15 protein-coding genes are annotated in these 17548 nt (G+C 68.7%); 8 read left to right on the forward strand and 7 right to left on the reverse strand.

The genetic code is table 11. The features are described 5' to 3' along the window. Window positions 1-11: 11 nt before the first annotated feature. From ACFXN1_RS28610 to ACFXN1_RS28620, 3 genes are all read left to right on the forward strand, one after another. A complete protein-coding gene (locus ACFXN1_RS28610) occupies window positions 12-1376 on the forward strand; it encodes an aspartate aminotransferase family protein (protein ID WP_379439578.1) in 1365 nt (454 codons plus the stop codon). A gap of 37 nt (window positions 1377-1413) precedes the next feature. Then, the gene (locus tag ACFXN1_RS28615; protein WP_379439580.1) at window positions 1414-2901 is read left to right on the forward strand and encodes a gamma-aminobutyraldehyde dehydrogenase; all 1488 of its coding nucleotides are present in this window, start codon (window positions 1414-1416) and stop codon (window positions 2899-2901) included. A 289-nt stretch (window positions 2902-3190) separates the two neighbouring features. Then, on the forward strand, window positions 3191-4606 hold the full coding sequence (locus ACFXN1_RS28620; RefSeq protein ID WP_379439581.1) for an NAD(P)/FAD-dependent oxidoreductase: 1416 nt from the start codon (window positions 3191-3193) through the stop codon (window positions 4604-4606). Window positions 4607-4616: 10 nt separating this feature from the next. On the opposite strand, the gene ACFXN1_RS28625 is transcribed toward ACFXN1_RS28620, so the two are convergent. Beyond that, window positions 4617-5744, reverse strand: coding sequence for a metallophosphoesterase (locus tag ACFXN1_RS28625; RefSeq protein ID WP_379439583.1), 1128 nt, complete (start codon window positions 5742-5744; stop codon window positions 4617-4619). A 104-nt stretch (window positions 5745-5848) separates the two neighbouring features. Between ACFXN1_RS28625 and ACFXN1_RS28630 the strand changes: the two genes are divergently transcribed. Then, complete coding sequence (locus tag ACFXN1_RS28630) at window positions 5849-6343, forward strand: Lrp/AsnC family transcriptional regulator (protein ID WP_379421369.1); 495 nt, start codon at window positions 5849-5851, stop codon at window positions 6341-6343. A 15-nt stretch (window positions 6344-6358) separates the two neighbouring features. On the opposite strand, the gene ACFXN1_RS28635 is transcribed toward ACFXN1_RS28630, so the two are convergent. Both ACFXN1_RS28635 and ACFXN1_RS28640 read right to left on the reverse strand, forming a co-directional pair. After that, the gene (locus ACFXN1_RS28635) at window positions 6359-7012 is read right to left on the reverse strand and encodes a metal-dependent phosphohydrolase (protein ID WP_379439585.1); all 654 of its coding nucleotides are present in this window, start codon (window positions 7010-7012) and stop codon (window positions 6359-6361) included. Between the two features lie 74 nt (window positions 7013-7086). Beyond that, entirely contained in the window at window positions 7087-7662 is a 576-nt protein-coding gene (locus tag ACFXN1_RS28640; RefSeq protein ID WP_379439587.1) for a TetR family transcriptional regulator, read from the reverse strand. 56 nt (window positions 7663-7718) lie between these two features. Here ACFXN1_RS28640 and ACFXN1_RS28645 point away from each other — a divergent pair, with 56 nt between their 5' ends. Then, a complete protein-coding gene (locus tag ACFXN1_RS28645; RefSeq protein ID WP_379439588.1) occupies window positions 7719-8708 on the forward strand; it encodes an SMP-30/gluconolactonase/LRE family protein in 990 nt (329 codons plus the stop codon). Here ACFXN1_RS28645 and ACFXN1_RS28650 read toward each other — a convergent pair. After that, window positions 8705-10189, reverse strand: coding sequence for an MFS transporter (locus ACFXN1_RS28650; RefSeq protein WP_379402485.1), 1485 nt, complete (start codon window positions 10187-10189; stop codon window positions 8705-8707). The genes ACFXN1_RS28645 and ACFXN1_RS28650 overlap by 4 nt on opposite strands. A gap of 52 nt (window positions 10190-10241) precedes the next feature. Beyond that, complete coding sequence (cobA, locus tag ACFXN1_RS28655; protein WP_379439599.1) at window positions 10242-11450, reverse strand: uroporphyrinogen-III C-methyltransferase; 1209 nt, start codon at window positions 11448-11450, stop codon at window positions 10242-10244. Window positions 11451-11659: 209 nt separating this feature from the next. On the opposite strand from cobA, the gene ACFXN1_RS28660 reads away from it, so the two are divergent. Continuing rightward, window positions 11660-12622, forward strand: coding sequence for a hypothetical protein (locus ACFXN1_RS28660; RefSeq protein ID WP_379439590.1), 963 nt, complete (start codon window positions 11660-11662; stop codon window positions 12620-12622). Here the strand turns inward: ACFXN1_RS28660 and ACFXN1_RS28665 are convergent. Beyond that, window positions 12612-13967 carry a DoxX family protein gene (locus ACFXN1_RS28665; protein WP_379439591.1) on the reverse strand — a complete coding sequence of 452 codons (1356 nt, stop codon included), beginning with the start codon at window positions 13965-13967 and terminating at the stop codon, window positions 12612-12614. The genes ACFXN1_RS28660 and ACFXN1_RS28665 overlap by 11 nt on opposite strands. 325 nt (window positions 13968-14292) lie before the next feature. Here ACFXN1_RS28665 and ACFXN1_RS28670 point away from each other — a divergent pair, with 325 nt between their 5' ends. Continuing rightward, window positions 14293-15429 carry a phosphotransferase family protein gene (locus ACFXN1_RS28670; protein ID WP_379439593.1) on the forward strand — a complete coding sequence of 379 codons (1137 nt, stop codon included), beginning with the start codon at window positions 14293-14295 and terminating at the stop codon, window positions 15427-15429. A gap of 3 nt (window positions 15430-15432) precedes the next feature. After that, the gene (locus ACFXN1_RS28675; RefSeq protein WP_379439594.1) at window positions 15433-16545 is read left to right on the forward strand and encodes a hypothetical protein; all 1113 of its coding nucleotides are present in this window, start codon (window positions 15433-15435) and stop codon (window positions 16543-16545) included. Between the two features lie 142 nt (window positions 16546-16687). On the opposite strand, the gene ACFXN1_RS28680 is transcribed toward ACFXN1_RS28675, so the two are convergent. After that, a complete protein-coding gene (locus ACFXN1_RS28680) occupies window positions 16688-17050 on the reverse strand; it encodes a hypothetical protein (RefSeq protein ID WP_379402480.1) in 363 nt (120 codons plus the stop codon). Between the last annotated feature and the right edge of the window lie 498 nt (window positions 17051-17548).

A 17548-nucleotide genomic window follows, 5' to 3' on the forward strand; every position in this document is an offset into this window, starting at 1 on the left:
CGGAGTCCGCGATGACCCTGCCCAATGGGCTGACCCCGGAGGCGGCCCGCGAAAAAGCCGCCCGCGCCTACGAATTGGACCGCAAGCACGTCTTCCACTCCTGGTCCGCGCAGAAGTCGCTGGATCCCATGGTGATCACCGCCGCCCAGGGCTGCTACGTGTGGGACGGCGACGGCAACCGGCTGCTCGACTTCTCCTCGCAGATGGTGAACACCAATATCGGACACCAGCATCCGAAGGTGGTGGCCGCCATCCAGGAGCAGGCGGCCACGCTGTGCACCATCGGCCCGGCCTACGTGAACGACGCCCGCTCGGAGGCGGCGCGGCTCATCGCCGAACGCACCCCCGGTGAGCTGAACCGGATCTTCTTCACCAATGGCGGCGCGGACGCGGTCGAGCACGCGGTGCGCATGGCCCGGCTGCACACCGGGCGGTACAAGGTGCTCGCGCGCTACCGGTCGTATCACGGCGGCACCGAGACCGCGGTCAATCTGACCGGCGACCCGCGGCGCTGGTCGAACGACCACGGCAATGCCGGGGTCGTGCACTTCTTCGGGCCGTTCCTGTACCGCTCGCAGTTCCACGCCGCCACCGAGGCCGAGGAGACCGAGCGGGCGCTGCAGCACCTCGAGCAGACCATCGCGCTCGAGGGGCCGAGCACCATCGCGGCCGTCATTCTGGAATCGGTGCCGGGCACGGCCGGAATCATGGTGCCGCCCCCGGGATACCTGGCCGGCGTGCGCGAACTGTGCGACAAGTACGGCATCGTGTTCATCGCCGACGAGGTGATGTCAGGCTTCGGCCGCACCGGAGAATGGTTCGCCATCGACCATTTCGACGTGGCGCCGGACCTGCTCACCTTCGCCAAGGGCGTCAACTCCGGGTATGTGCCGCTGGGCGGCGTCGCCATCGCACCGCACATCGCGGCCACCTTCGACGACCGCGCCTATCCGGGCGGGCTCACCTACTCCGGGCATCCGCTGGCCACGGCCGCGGCCGTCGCGACCATCACCGCCATGCGCGAGGAGGGCATCGTCGAGAACGCCGCCGACATGGGCGAGCGCGTCATCGGCCCGGGCCTGCGGGAACTGGCCGAGCGGCACCCGAGCGTCGGCGAGGTCCGCGGACTCGGCGTGTTCTGGGCCGTGGAGCTGGTCCGCGACCGCGCCACCCGCGAACCCCTGGCGCCCTACGGCGGCACCAGCCCGGCCATGAACGAGACCGTCGCCGCCGCCAGGGCCGCCGGACTGCTGCTGTTCGTGAACTTCAACCGCCTGCACGTGGTCCCGCCCTGCACCATCAGCGAGGCCGAGACCAAGGAGGGACTCGCCATCCTCGATCAGGCGCTCACGGTCGCCGACGCCCATACCGTGTGACCCGGAGACGGTGACATTCGAGAACGCGAGGAGCGCGATGGGTCAGGAACAACTGCAATTCATCGGCGGCGCACGACGATCCGGATCGGGTGCGCCGCTGTCGATCATCGCGCCGGCCACGGGCGCGGTCATCGCCTCCGGCGGCGGCGCGGACGCGGCCGACGTCGAGTCGGCGGTGACCGCGGCCCGGGCGGCCTTCCCCGGCTGGGCCGGGCTCACCCCGGGCGCGCGGTCGGACCTCATGCACGAATGGGCCCGGATCCTGCGCGCTCGTGCCGGGGACCTCGCCGCGATCGAAAGTGTCAACGCGGGCAAGCCGATTCGCCTCGCCACGGAATTCGACGTGCCCGGCACCATCGACAACACGGCCTTCTTCGCCGGCGCCGCCCGGCACCTGGAAGGCAAGGCGGCGGCCGAATACTCCGGTGACCACACCTCGTCGATCCGGCGGGAACCCCTCGGCGTCATCGGGTCCATCGCGCCCTGGAACTATCCGCTGCAAATGGCGGCCTGGAAGATCCTGCCCGCCGTCGCCGCCGGAAACACGGTGGTGCTCAAGCCTTCCGAGCTGACCCCGCTGTCCTCGCTGCTGTTCGCGGAGGCCGCGACCGACGCGGGCGTGCCGCCGGGCGTGATCAATGTGCTCACCGGCACCGGCGCCGAGGCGGGACAGCCGCTGGTGGAGCATCCGGCCGTGGCCATGGTGTCGTTCACCGGCTCCACCGGGGTCGGCAAACGGGTGGCCGCCACTGCCGCCGGTGCGGTCAAGCGGGTCCATCTCGAACTCGGCGGCAAGGCACCCTTCGTCGTGTTCGACGACGCCGACCCAGAAGCCGCGGCGCGGGGCGCGGTCGCGGGCGCGCTCATCAATACCGGCCAGGATTGCACGGCCGCCACCCGCGCCTATGTGCAACGTCCGCTGTTCGAGGAATTCGTCGGCCGCGTAGCCGATCTCATGGACCGGGTGGTACTCGGTCCGGTCGAGCACCCGGAAACCGATATGGGGCCGCTCATTTCGCGCGCGCACCGCGACAAAGTGCTGGGCATGGTGGAACGCGCCCGAGAATCCGGCGCGAAAATCGTACGCGGCGGCCGAATTCCGGAACACACCCCGGCGGCGGGTTCCTACTTCGAGCCGACACTGATCACCGGCGCGGCCCAGGACTCCGAGATCGTGCAGCACGAGATCTTCGGCCCGGTGTTGGTCGTGCTGCCCTTCGACACCGACGACGAGGCCATCGCACTGGCCAACGACACCGTCTACGGGCTGGCCGCCTCCGCCTGGTCCCGCGATGTGTTCCGCACCCAGCGGGCGAGCCGGGAAATTCAGGCCGGCTGCGTGTGGATCAACGACCATATTCCGATCATCAGCGAAATGCCGCACGGCGGGTACAAGTCCTCCGGATTCGGAAAAGACATGTCCGCCTACGCATTCGAGGAGTACACGAATATCAAGCACGTCATGTCGGATATCACCGGCGCGGCGCACAAGCCCTGGCACGACGTCATCTTCCGGGCCGGGTAAAAGGCGGCGATATCGCGCGGGCGGCTCCGATCGGACCCGCCCGCGAATTTCTGGGCTATCCTCATGACACAGGAGGAGGCGGAAATGGACCGGCCGACGTCGCCGACGCAGGTATTGCGGTCCACCGTGCGTATGCCCCGCCGCTCCGAGGATCGCGCCGCCACCAGCTGACTCTCTCGAAAGCCGCCGACTGGTCCCCCCACGGGTGACCATCGGCGGCTTCCACGTACCCCGAGCACGCAGGCGCGAACGTTCGCCGTATCGGCACGAGAGAAGGAGTTGATCGGCCATGTCGGCCAAAGGAAGCAAACTGTGGGCGTCGGCACTCATCGATGCAGCGCCGACGCCGTACTGGACCGACCGGCCCGAGCGGCCGACCCCCACCGACCCCCTCACCACCGCCACCACCGCGGATCTGGCCGTCATCGGCGGCGGCTACAGCGGGCTCTGGACCGCGCTGCTGGCCAAGGAACGCGATCCCGGCATCGATGTGGTGCTGCTGGAGTCCGGTCTCTGCGGACACGCGGCCTCGGGCCGCAACGGCGGATTCTGCTCCGCCAGCCTGACCCACGGCCTGGCCAATGGCATGGAGCGCTTCCCCGACGAGATCGGCCAGCTCGAACGGCTCGGCCGCTCCAACCTGGACGACATCGAGAAGGCCATCCTCCGGTACGGCATCGACTGCGACTTCGAGCGCACCGGCGAAATGGAGGTCGCCACCGCGCCGCACGAGGTCGAATGGCTGCAGGAGAGCCACGATGCCGCCGAAGCCCTCGGCTACCGCACCGAGTTGCTCGACGCCGGCCAGGTGCAGGGCATGGTGCACTCCCCCACCTACCTCGGCGGCTGGTGGGACCGCGACGGCGTCGCCATGCTCGATCCGGCCCGGCTGGCCTGGGGACTACGGCGCGCCTGCCTGGATTCCGGTGTCCGCATCTTCGAAGGCACTCCGGTGCAACGCCTTTCGAAATCCCACCGCGGCACGCTGACCCTGCACACCCCGCACGGTGAGGTCCGCGCGCCCCGGGTTGCCCTGTGCACCAGCGCTTTCGCGGGCCCGGTGCCCAAGGTGTCACGCCATGTGGTGCCGGTCTACGACTACGCGCTCATGACCGAGCCGCTCACCGCCGAACAGCTCGACAGCATCGGCTGGGGCACCCGCATGGGCCTGGGCGACGCCTCCTACCGCTTCCACTACTACCGCCTGACCAGCGACAACCGCATCCTCTTCGGCGGCTACGACGCCATCTACCACTTCGGCAATCGCATCGCCCCCGCCCTGGAATACAACGAGGCCACCTTCGAAACCCTCGCCCAGCACTTCTTCCAGACCTTCCCGCAGCTCGACGGCCTGCGCTTCACCCACCGCTGGGGCGGGGTCATCGACACCTGCGGCCGGTTCTGCGCCTTCTTCGGCTCCGCCTACAAGGGCCGGCTGGTCTACGCCGCCGGCTACACCGGGCTCGGGGTGGGCGCGACCCGCTTCGGCGCGGAGGTCATGCTCGACCAGCTGTGGGGCCGCGACACCGAGCGGACCCGCCTGCGCATGGTCCGCTCCCGGCCGCTGCCGCTGCCGCCGGAACCGTTGCGCTCCGCGGGAATTCACCTCACCCGCTGGTCCCTGGCCCGCGCGGACGCGCACCAGGGACGCCGCAATCTGTGGCTGAAGACCCTCGACTACACTGGCCTGGGCTTCGACAGCTGAGCGGGCGGAATCAGTTGGGCCGGCGCAGGATCAGCACCGTGATCTCGCTCGGCGCGAACAGGCGCAGCTGCGGACCCCAGAAGCCGGTGCCCCGGCTGGTGTAGAGCTGGGTGCGCTCGCCGTGGCGGCTGAGCCCGGCCACCACGGGCTGGTCCAGGCGGACCAGGTACCGGAAGGGCCAGATCTGCCCGCCGTGGGTATGGCCCGAAATCTGCAGGGCCACACCGGCCGACACCGCATCGGTGACCTGTTTGGGCTGATGGGCCAGCAGTACCACCGGCAGTGCCGGATCGGCGCCGGCCAGGGCCGCTTCGATGTCGGGGCCGTGGCCGGGCAGGCCGCTACCGGTGGGGTCGTCGATGCCCGCCAGCACGAGGCTGTCGCCATCGCGGGTGATGACCTCGTGCTGGTTGCGCAGCGGCTGCCAGCCCAGGCCGGACATGTGGTCGATCCAGCCCGGTGCGTCGCCGAAGTATTCGTGATTGCCGGTGATGTAGAAGCGGCCGTACTCGGCCTCGACCTTGCCCAGCGGATCGACCTGCGCCCTCCGCTTCTCCACCGAGCCGTCGGCGAGATCGCCCGCGTGACAGGCGATATCGGGACGCAGCGCGTTGACCTCCTCGACCACCCGCTCCGACCAGCGCAACCGATCGGTCGCGGCGTAGTGGGTGTCGGTGACGACCACCAGCCGGAAACCGTCCAAACCCGCACCGAGACCGGGGATCCCGACCTCGACCGTGCGCACGCGCGGCACCCGGCGCGCCTCGTAGATCGCCCAGGCGGACAGCACGACCGACACCGCGAGCACCCCGACGGCCACCACGCGCGAGCGCACCGGATCGTCCACCCCCGCGACCGCCAGCACACCCCGGACCGCGGCGCCGATCACCGACCAGGTGAACACCACCCACATGACACCCAGCATGGTGTCGCCCACCAGCGAAGCCGCGTCGGACTGCCGGGGGCCGTGCCCGAGCAGCATGCCCGCGGGCAGCGCCAGATAGCCGAGCAGGAACACCGCCGACCCGAGCCAGAACCATGTCCCCGACATCGTCGTGTAGACCAGCAGCCACCAGGGGAGGGCGAACAGGAGCGCGGGAATGCCGAGGAACAGAACCGCGCGCGGAACGTACTTCACGGGAGATCATCCTTGTCGGACCGAAAACCGCCGGACCCGGCGACCGATCCCAACATACCCGCGCGCTCGCGACCGCCGGTCGGGCGTTCGCCCGACCAGCCGCGATGAGGAAGGATGATCTCGTGATCGACCAGTACTCCGGCCGGGGAGCTCCGATCCTCGACGACATCTCCAAGCGGATCATCGCCGAACTCCAGGAGGACGGGCGACGCGCGTACGCCACCATCGGCAAGGCCGTCGGACTCTCCGAGGCCGCCGTCCGCCAGCGCGTGCAGAAGCTGGCCGATGCCGGGGTGATCCAGATCGTGGCGGTCACCGATCCCCTGCAGGTCGGGCTGTTCCGGCAGGCCATGATCGCCATCACCGTCGACGGGCCGGTGCAGCAGGTGACCGACATCTTGGCTGCCATCGAGGAGATCAACTATGTCGTGGTGTGCGCCGGCCGCTACGACATCCTCTGCGAGGCCGTGTGCCCGGACGACGAGGCCCTGCTCGACCTGGTGTCCAACCGGATTCGAGGGCTGGCCGGGGTCCGGCACGCCGAGATCATGGTGTACCTCAAACTGCGGAAGCAGACCTACAAGTACGGCACCCGCTGATCGGGGCGCGAACCCTCACTCGGCCCCGGGTTCGCCGGCCGGCTCCGCGGTGAGCGTGGCGAGTTCGGCCGCGAGGTTGGCGCGGGCCGCGGACTCGTAGCGGGCCCGGGCGGTGGGCGTGCGGAAGAGGGCGGGCTGCCCGGCGAGCGCCGCCAGCACGGCCGCCCGGCCCGAGCGGAAGAGCGGGTCGGGAACGTGGGCGTACTCTGCGCGGACGGCCGAGGTGTAGGCGGCGTAGGCGGTCGCGTCGGCCGCGAGGATCGCCAGATCGGCATCGCAGAGCACCGCGCCGTTGCGGTCCGACGGGTCCGGATGGTGGCCGCCGGTCAGCCGGACCAGCCGCGCGGCCTCCGCCACCGTCTCCGCGCCGACTCCCAGTGCGGGCAGGGCGGTTTCGGCCAGGCGGGCGCTGGCCTCCTCGTTGTCGGTGCCGTCGACGGCGTAGACCGCGTCGTGGAAGAAGGCGGCGTAGCGCACCGCGTCCAGATCCTCGGCGTCGGCGGCCAGATCGTCGATGACCGCCAGCATGGCGGCCAGGTGCTCGACGGTGTGATAGCGGCGGTGCGGCTCACGGTAGCGGCGGACCAGGTCCTCCCCCACCGCGCGTGCCTGCGGCCCGGCCAATTTCGTCCAGCGGTCCAGCAGATCCGCGTCCAGACTCATCCCCATCCGGGCAGTGTGCCCAATCTTCGGTCCGGAGAAAACCCCTCCGGCAGCGTGGTTTTCACCACTGGCTCATAAGGTCAAGCGTTCCCGAGCGTGAGGTAGCGCTGAATAGTGGGCCCGATATCGGCGACGATCTGATCCGAGCTCAGCGCCACCACCGGCGGGAGCCGTAAGACGTAGCGGCACAGGGCGAGTCCCAGGATCTGGGTGGCGATCAGACCCGCGCGATGCGGTGCGTCGGCCGGATCGCCGAAACGCAGCACGGCCGGCATGAGCTGCTGGGCGAAGATGCGCCGGGTGCGTTCCACCACGTCCTCGTCGGTCAGCGACGAACGGATGAGGGTGAGCAGGATCTCGCTGGTCGGCGGCTGTTCCCACAGCTCCAGGAAACGCGCCGCGAGCAGTGCGCCCAGCGAATCCGGCGCGGCCGCACCGAGATCCGGCAGCTCCAGGTCGACATCCAGTGCGGCGTCGAACAATCCGTCCTTGTTGCCGTAGTAGCGCATCACCATCGACGGGTCGATCCCGGCGTCGGCCGCGATCGCCCGGATGGTCGCCTTCCGGTAGCCGTCCTCGGCGAAGCGGCGGCGCGCCGCCTCCAGAATCGCCGCGCGGGTGGCGTCCGACCGCCGCGGCCCCGTCTCCACAGTCATGCCCACAAGTGTAGGCCAACAACTGTTGACTACCAAGGGCCGGGTTACAGTGAGCCATGTCCATGCAGCCCAAGCGCTGGACGCCGCCCAAGGCGACGGCCCGCGCCCACGAAAACCACAGTGCGCCACCCATGCCGCCCGTGCGGCGGCTCGAGGTGCCCGGAGAGGGGCCCGAGGATGTGGTGATCGCCCCCGACGGCAGAGTCGTCGCGGGACTCGCGGACGGCACCCTGGTGGCGGTCGACCCGGCCGACGGCACGGCCGAGCGGATCGGGCACACCGGCGGGCGACCGCTGGGACTGCACGCGAACCCCGATGGCTCGCTGCTGATCTGCGATGCCAACCGTGGGCTGCTGCGCCTGGACAAGCCGGGCGGGCAGGTCGAGGTGCTGGTGTCCGAGGTCGACGGTGTGCCGCTGAACTTCACCAGCAATGTGGTCGCCGACGGCGACACCGTCTACTTCTCCGAATCCACCCGGCACTGGTCGCTCGGCGAATACATGGGCGACATGCTCGAGCACTCCGAGACCGGTCGGCTGCTGCGCCGCAATCCCGACGGCAGTGTCGAAACCCTGGTCGACGGGCTGAAATTCGCGAACGGCATCGTGCTCGCCCCGGACCGCTCGTGCGTGCTGGTCGCCGAGACCGGCGGCTACAGCATCACCCGCTACTGGCTGACCGGGCCGAAGGCGGGCACCCACGACTACTTCGCCGAGAACCTGCCCGCCTTCCCCGACAATATGGGCCTCGGCAGCGACGGGCTGGCCTGGGTGGCGCTGGTGTCGCCGCGAAATCCGCTGCTGGACATGCTGCTTCCGCTGCCCGGCGTGCTGCGCCGGCTGGTGTGGGCGATTCCCGAAGCGCTGCAACCGAAACCGGCACGCACCGTGTGGGTGCAGGCCTTCGACTTCGACGGGAATCTCGTTCACGACCTGCAGCGCGAGGGCACCGACTACGCCATGGTCACCGGGGTCGCCGAACAGGACGGTGCGATCTACCTCGGCAGCCTGACCGAATCGGCGATCGCGGTCACCGCGGTGCCCTAGCTCTTCTGAGCCTCGTCCTGCGCGTGCTGCGCCTGGGCCAGCTGCCCGGGCGTGTAGCGCAGCGTCAGCGCCAGCAGGCCCATGACCGCGGTGCCGATGGCGCACACCAGCAGGACGAGGGTGTACCCGCTGCCCAGCGCATCGATCTGACTCGGCGACATCTCGCTCACCTTGCCCGATTTGCCGCCGAGCGCCAATGTGCGCGACAGGGCGACCGGGCTCAGCACGCCGACCGCGAACGGCGTGCCCATGTTCATGAACATCTGCCCGACCGCCGACAGCGGGCCGATGTGGGCCATGTCCACGCCGACCAGCACGCACAGCGGCAGGATCACGATGGCGGTGCCCACGCAGAAGCCGACGATCGACATCATGACCAGCAGCGTGGGGAAATAGTCGGCCGAACTGTCCAGTGTCGAACCGAAGTACAGCGCGCCCGCCAGCACCAGGGCGGCCGCCAGCAGCAGCCAGCGCGCCCGGACATACATGCACGCCTTGGACGCCACCGCGGTACCGACGCCCGCGCCGAGGGTGAACGGAATGCTGGCCAGACCGGCCTGCAGCGGGCTGTAGCGCAGCACGTTCTGCAGGAACTGCGCGACGAAGAAGGTGGTCGCACCGAGCACGCCGGAGGTCAGGAAGATGGCGGCGAAGGTGATCACGCGGTCGCGGCTCTTGAACAGCGACCACGGCAGCAGCGGGTTGTCCACGTCACGCTCGGCGAAGATGAACACGATCAGCAGGACGAAGCCGCCGATCAGCGCGCCGAGGATGACCGGAGAGCCCCAACCCATTTCGGGCCCCTCGGTCGCGCCGAAGACGACCGACACACAGGCCAGCGTGCCCAGGATGGCGCCGCGCACATCCATGGACATGCGGTGGTGCGCGGTGTCGCGGAGCTGGTAGATCGCGCCCCAGACGATGAGAATGCCGATCGGCACATTGATCCAGAAGATCCAGCGCCAGTCGACCTGGGTCAGCGCGCCGCCGATGACCAGACCGCCGACCGAGCCGATACCGACCATGGATCCGAAGATGGCGACCGCTTGATTGCGGGCCGGGCCGGGCGCGTAGGTGCTCGCCACCAGCGCGAAGGCGGTCGGCGCGGCGATGGCCGCGCCCGTGCCCTGCAGCGCGCGGGCCGCGATCAGCCATGCCTCGTTCTGGGCCATGCCACACAGCGCCGAGGCGAGGGTGAACAGCGCGACGCCCAGAATCAGCATCCGCTTGCGGCCGAACGAGTCACCGAGACGCCCGCCCAGGAGCATGAGGCCCGCGAACGGAAGACCATAGGCCGTGACCGTCCACGCACTGCCCGCGTTGGACAGGCCGAGCTGTTCCTGTAGTCGCGGCAGCGCCAGGATCATGACGGTGCCGTCCAGCACGACCATCAGCTGAAGCCCGCTGAGGACGAGAATTGCGAGCCCGAAAGCCCGCTTGGTCACCGGATACTGCATCGTCGCAGCGGGGTTATCGAGCACCCGCCCACTGTAATGGATGCACTATCCGGCGAACCGATCTCATTACGCGACGTCAGGAGTTGTCCTGGTCCGGCGCACCCGCCGTGAAGCCCGCCGTCGGGCCGATGACGATGATGGCCGGCGGGCGAATGCCCTCGGTGCGCACCCGCTCGGCGACGGTGGCCAGGTCGGCGCGCAGGATGCGCTGGGTGCGCAGGCTGCCCTCCTGGATGACGGTGACCGGGGTGTCGGCGGCACGGCCACCGGAGATCAGCGCGTCGGCGAACTTCTCGATCCGCTCCACCGCCATCAGCAGCACGATGGTGCCGCGCAGCCGGGCCAGCGCGGGCCAGTCGACCAGCGAATCCGGGTGATCAGGCGCGACGTGGCCGCTGACGACCACGAACTCGTGCGTGACACCGCGGTGGGTGACCGGGATACCGGCCAGGGCGGGCACCGAAATCGCGCTGGTGACACCGGGAACCACGGTCACCGGGATACCGGCGTCGACGCAGGCTTCGAGTTCCTCGTAGCCACGCCCGAAGACATAGTTGTCGCCGCCCTTGAGCCGCACCACGAATTTGCCCGCCTTCGCGCCCTCGATGAGCGCGGCATTGATGGCCTCCTGCGCCATGGCCCGGCCGTAGGGAATCTTGGCCGCGTCGATGACCTCCACCTCCGGCCCGAGCTCGGCCAGCAGCTCCGGCGGCGCGAGCCGGTCGGCGACAACGAGATTCGCGCGGGCCAGCAGGCGGCGGCCGCGCACGGTGATGAGATCCGGATCGCCGGGGCCGCCGCCGACCAGCGCCACGCCCGGGGTCACAGGGGCCGAATCATCGGTCACCACACCGGATTGCAGGGCTTCCAACAGCGCGTTGCGCACCGCGGCCGAGCGGCGGTGCTGCCCGCCGGCCAGTACGCCCATCGTCATGCCGTCGTAGCGCGCGGTGGCCGGAGTGACCGCGGTGCCCAGCCGCGCGGTGTCGGCGCGGACGCAGAAAATGCGGCGGCGGGTGGCCTCCGCGACCACGGCCGCATTGGTCTCGCGTTCGTCGGTGCAGGCCATGACGTACCAGGCGCCGTCGAGATCGCCGTCGGCGTAGGCACGCAACTCCAGGGTCAGCTGTCCCGAGGTGGCCATGCCCTCGACCGCGGGCGTGGCCTCACGGCTGATCACGTGCACATCCGCGCCGGAAGCGATGAGCAGCCCGAGCCGCCGCTGCGCCACCGTGCCGCCGCCGACCACGACCACGCGGCGACCGTTCAGATCGAGGCCGACCAGGTAGTTCGGATCGCCGGTGTCGACCCGGGACTCGGGAACCGGCTGGTCATCGGGGGTGGCTGCGGGGTTCTGCACAAGGATTCAGGGTACGGCGTGGGCGGCGGCGCACGACAATCGCCCGGCATCCGGGTGGCAATCGATACAGAGTTCACAACGGTCGCGGTCATCTTGCGCATCCAACGCGCCGGTCATTTCTATGCTCAATAGCTATGACACGCAGTGCCACCGTGCTTGTTCGCTGTTGCCTGCTCGCCGCACTGGTGGTGCTCGGCATTCCCCTCGTAATCAGTCACGCCGATCCTCCGGTGGAGGCCGTCTATGCGCAGCCCGGGCCCTGGGCGGTGACCGAACTGCGCGCCTTCACCTGCTGCGACTCCACCGGGGCCGCCTACGACATCTGGTATCCGACCGAACTGGGGGCCAACGGGTTCCAGCATCCGATCATCACCTGGGGCGACGGGACCAACGCGCATCCGAACCAATACGCGTATCTGCTCCGGCATTTCGCATCCTGGGGGTTCGTGGTGATCGCCACCGAGAACTCGGCCACCGGGTCGGGGATCGACATCGCGGGGGCGGTCGACCGGCTGCTGTCCCTGGCCGCAGACCCGGCCAGCGTCTTCCACGACCGGCTCGACCCGGATGCGATTGGCGCGGTGGGGCATTCGCAGGGGGCGACGGGCGCCCTCAACGCCATGATGCATTCGGGCGGCCGGATCAAGACCGCAGTGCCGATCGAGCTGCCCGTCCAGCTGTCGTGCTTCCTGGGCTGGTGCCCGGATGCCCATGGACTGGCCGGCGGTTCGGTCTTCTTCGTGAACGGTTCGGCCGACACCGTCATCTCGCCGTCCGAGCAGACCTTGCCGCCGACAGCCGTCGGCCTGCAGTCACTGCGGGCCTTCTACGACGCGGTGCCCGCCGGTGTCCAGAAGGCGTGGGGCACCCTGGTCGGCCCGAATCACAATGATGTTCAGGGCCAGCCGGATTGCGCCGACGCCTCCTGGCCGTGCACCTCCGGAGTCTCCGGCTACCTCGGCTATCCCACCGCCTGGCTGGCCGCCCGGCTGCTCGGCAGGGCCGACGCCCAGCGGGCGTTCGCGGCCGGATCCGGCGAATTCCTCGCCCCGAATCCGCTGTGGACCAACCAGATGAGCGACATCACTACCCCATGACCTTGCCGAAGTTCGCGTCTTCCTGAATCAGGTGCAGGCCACGGCCTGTCCGGAGCGGCAGCTGGCCGAGGTCGAGCTGATCGAGCGTGATGGTGGCCGGGTGGCCATCCAGCCGGCCGTTGAGCACCAGCCGGTTCGGCGTCGGTTGCTCGTAGCCGAGATCCGCCAGGTCCGTGGTCGCCTGCGCGCCGCGGAGCACCAATCGGTGTGCGCCGGTGTCGATCTGCGCGCCCAGCGGCATCAACTCATCGTCCATGCGCTGCACGACGGCCATCTTGGGCTGGTCGAAAACCAGTCGCCGCCAGCGGCTCTCATCGGTGAGCAGTGGCGGCACCGGCTGGCCGTCGCGGGTGAAGTCGGTGACCGTCCAGATGCCGTACAGCTCGGATTTCGCGCTGCCACCGCCGTATTCGCGCCAGTTGTCCGCCCCGATCCAGACGTAGCCCGCCGACAACCACACGATCAGCAGCACCTGCGCGGCGGCCGCCCAGCGCACCGTCCGGCGAGTGCGGAACGGCTGTGGGGTGGCGGGCGGACCGGCGGCCCGGCCGGTCAGGAACGCGGTGAGCCGCGGCGCCTCGGGCACCAGCAGGACCAGGCAGAGCAGCATCAGATGGAACGACAGCAGCTTCACCGGCACATCGAAGGTCATGTTCAGCACCCACACCTGCGCCATGCTCACCAGGCTCAGCAGCACACCCGCCAACCGGGTGCGCGGCAGCAGCAGGAGCACGCCGCCCAGCACCTCGGCGGTACCGAGCAGGCTTTCGTACACCGGTGACACGCCGACCTGACTCCACAGCACACTCATGGGCGCGAAGTCGCCGTACGGGGTCAGCAGCGTGGTGAGCGCGGGCTCGGGCATCTGCGTCGGAATCGCCTTGGCGAAACCGTATCCGAGCATCTGACCGGCCAGGCACAACCGGATGAACAACAGGAACCACGCGGACAGGCGGCGGTACTCGGTCCGGGTGCGGTCCAGCATCGTCCAGAGCACGGTCCCGGCCGCCGCGATCACGAGCAGGCAGAACACCAGGATCCAGAAGACCGCCTGATCACCGCTGCCCGTTTCGTGCAGCGCCACATCGGTCCCGAAGACGGTGTGGCCCACCCACTTCACCATGGGCAGGGACACGCTCATCCAGAGGCGGGGCCAGTCGTCCGGGAGCCGGCGTTGCAGCGGTCCCGCGAAGTCGATCAGCATTTGCGGGTAGAAGACGCAGAAGAGCCCGAAGTACAGGAATCCGAAGCGGAAGAGAATGCGTCCGATCGGATTCCAGGACCGTGCGGGGTCGGTGTCCCTCCCCTCCCGATCGGTCGCGGTGTCGATTGTCAGCACGCTCATACCCCGTCCCTCACTTCCATTCGGAAGCTTCGACGGTAGGCGGTCCGGCGGCCCGCACGCTTCCGGATTCACCCTGAGCCGACCCGGAATATGCCTGATAGGAACTACTTCTCGAGGAGTACGTGTCAGCACGACCACGACGTGGCGACCAAGCCACATCCCGGTCACCGGTACTGGCGAAACGGGTCTTGCCGATCCCCTACCGGAGCTATTTAGAACGCGTTACATTTCACCCAACGTGCCGACCGGACTTACCACAGCGGCGACTCGGCCGCATCCGGTACCCCGCAGGCACACTCCGCTACACCCGCGCAGGGAGGACCCCATGACTTCGGCCCACGCCGATCCCAACCAGCGGATGGAACTCACCGTCTCCGACCAGAACCTCGATGAACTCGCGACCGAACTCGCGCAGTGGCTCGGGACCAAGGTCGAGGCCGACGAGCCGCCGCAGGTCACCTCGATCACCCGGCCGCAGGCCGGCGGCATGTCCAGCACCACGCTGCTCTTCGACGCCGAGTGGACCGAGCATGGGCAGGCGGCCGGCGGGTCCTTCGTGGCGCGGCTCGCGCCCGATCGGAACTCCTTCCCGGTGTTCGAGAACTACGACCTGGCAACGCAGTTCGCGGTCATTGCCGGTGTCGCCGAGGCCACCGACCTGCCGGTGCCGCCGCTGTGCTGGCTGGAAACCGGTTCCGACAATGTGCTGGGCGCACCGTTCTTCGTCATGCGACGCGTGAACGGCCGTGTGCCGGAGGACAATCCGCCATACGTGTTCATCGGCTGGCTGCACGAGGCCACCCCGGAGCAGCGCTACCAGGTGACCTGCCGGACCATCGAGATCATCGCCAAGGTGCACTCGATTCCCGATCCGGCCCAGCGGTTCCCGATGCTGGCGGGCGAGGGCTCGGCGCTGCGGCGGCACTTCGAGGCCCAGCGGGCGTGGTACGACTGGGCGCTCGCGCGCGACGGATTCCGCATCCCGCTGCTGGAGCGCACCTTCGACTGGCTCGAGGAGAACTTCCCCACCGATACCGGACCGGACGTGCTGAGCTGGGGCGACGCCCGGCCGGGCAATGTGATGTTCGACGAGTTCGATCCGGTCGCGGTACTGGACTGGGAGATGGCCGCCATCGGCCCGCGGGAACTCGACGTGGCCTGGACGATTCTCATCCACCGGTTCTTCCAGGACATCGCCACCCGGTTCGACCAGCCGGGCCTGGCCGACTACATGCGGCGCGCCGATGTGGAGAAGCTCTACGAGGAGGCCAGCGGGCACGCCGTGCGCGACCTGGACTGGTACCTCATGTACGCCGCGCTGCGGCACGGCATCGTGATGGCCCGCATCCGGCGGCGGATGATCCACTTCGGTGAGGCGGCCGACAACGACGATCGCGACGACTACGTGATGCACCGGCATCTGCTGGAAGCCATGCTCGACGGCACCTACTCGTGGGATTGAGAGATGACGCAGAATCAGATCAACTCGCTCGACGAATACCCGATCCACCAGACCCCGCTGTCCATGTCGCGGGTCGGGACCAGTGATCGGAACTTCTACGACCGCAACTACTTCAACGCGCTCGACACCGGCAGTGACACCTTTCTGGTCACCGGTTTCGGCGTGTACCCGAATCTGGGCGTGACCGACGCGTTCGCGACCGTGCGCCGCGGCGACACCCAGCGGGCCGTGCGGTTCTCCGACGCCCTGGCCGAGCGCAGCCTCGAGCCCAAGGTCGGCGGCTACCGGATCGAGATTGCCGAACCGCTGCAGAAGATCCGTGTGCTCTGCGAACACGAGGACCTGTCCTTCGACCTGACCTGGGAGGGTTCCTTCCCGGCCATGGCCGAACAGCCGCACACCATCCTCACCGGCGTGCACCGGCCCATCATCGACGCGCAGCGCTTCGCACAGGTCGGAACCTGGTCGGGCACACTGCATGTCGACGGCACCGATATCAGCGTGGACCCGTCCGCATGGTGCGGCACCCGCGACCGCTCCTGGGGGATCCGCCCGGTAGGCGAATCCGATCACCCGGGCCGGTTGGCGGCCGAACCGTCCGAAGGCTTCTGGTGGCTGTACGTGCCGCTGCTGTTCGACGAGTTCTCCATCATCGTCATCGTGCAGGAGGAGCCCAACGGCTTCCGCACGCTCAACGACGCCACCCGGATCTGGAAGGACGGGCGGGTCGAGCAACTGGGCTGGCCCCGTGTGCATCTGACGTACAAGTCGGGCACGCGCATCCCGACGCGGGTGCGCCTGGATCTCACCACGCCCGACGGCAAGCCGGTCGAGGTCGAGGTCGAGGCCGGAACCTTCATGGCCCTCAATGTCGGTTGCGGCTACGGCGGCGACCCCGATTGGCAGCACGGCCAATGGAAGGGCCGCGACTGGTCCGAGAGCAAGCTCTACGACCTGACCGATCCGGCCATTGCCGGGCGCATTCCGTTCGGCGTCATCGACCATGTCGGCAAGGCGCGCTGCGGCGACGCCGAGGGCTGGGGACTGTTCGAGCACGGCACCATGGGGCGCCACGATCCGACCGGATTCGCCGATTGGGGTGCTGTCGCACCCTGATCGCGCACAGCCGCAGCCCTCGCCGGCAACCAACCACCCGGCGGGGGCTGCGGTGTGTGAGAGTGGCCTCACATGTCGGCAATTCCGGTGGCCCACTACGGAATTCACTGATCGCGGACGCCACAGGCGGATGCGGAAGTGGTCAGGTGGAGGGCCACCAGTAATTGGCGACCATGTAGAGGCTGAATAGGAAGCCTGCGATGAAGATCAGGGCACCGATCGCGAGTCCCCAGGTGGGGCGCCAGCCGTGGCGCAGGGCTATGCGACCGAGCTGCCAGGAGACGGCTCCACCGGCCGCCCAGGTGTACAGGGGGAACGCGCCCAGGCCCAGGATGATCTGGGGTGGGCAAGGGTGCCGCCAGCCGCAGAACTCTGGGATGCCGTCCAGGTTTCTGATGATGATGAAGGACAGGAAGCCTGTGACGCAGAAGCCGACGGTGCCCCAGAAACGCCACCACATCAGGAAGCTGCGCCAGGCGTCGGGTACGAGGGTGGGATACGCCACAAGGCAAAAGATAAAGAACAAAACGCAAAAGACAAAAGACCAAAAGACAAAGGACGCCTGGAGAAGGGAGGGGGGGTCGGGCTCACGTCCGCGCCTGCACCTTCCAGCCCCCTCACCTTTGAAGCCGCATGTGGGGTTGCTGCAGGAGGTATTCGCTCGGATCACGGGGTTGGGGTCGCCACATGATGGCTTGCGCCCGTTGGGGACACTGCGGATCGGTAGTGAAGCCGGGGATCGACCTCCCCGGCGGGCGGCAGTGTGGTGAGGACAGGGAGCCGGCGGGCTGGATTGGTCTGTGCTGCCCGGGATGGGGTCACCAGCCTCGTGGGTTCGTGCGTTGGCGGGAATGCGGGAATCACGCGGCCCGTGAACCCCACCTCTGGCAACTGGAATCGATGGCAGCGGCGACCTGCTGCCCCACGTGATGCCTGTCGTTCACCCGAGCCGTGCCGGTCGGGTCAAGACGTTTCGGAGCAATCCACCCGGTCCGCCCCCGAT

It is taken from the genome of Nocardia sp. NPDC059154, assembly GCF_042755705.1.
In the GTDB taxonomy this organism is placed as follows: Bacteria; Actinomycetota; Actinomycetes; order Mycobacteriales; family Mycobacteriaceae; genus Nocardia.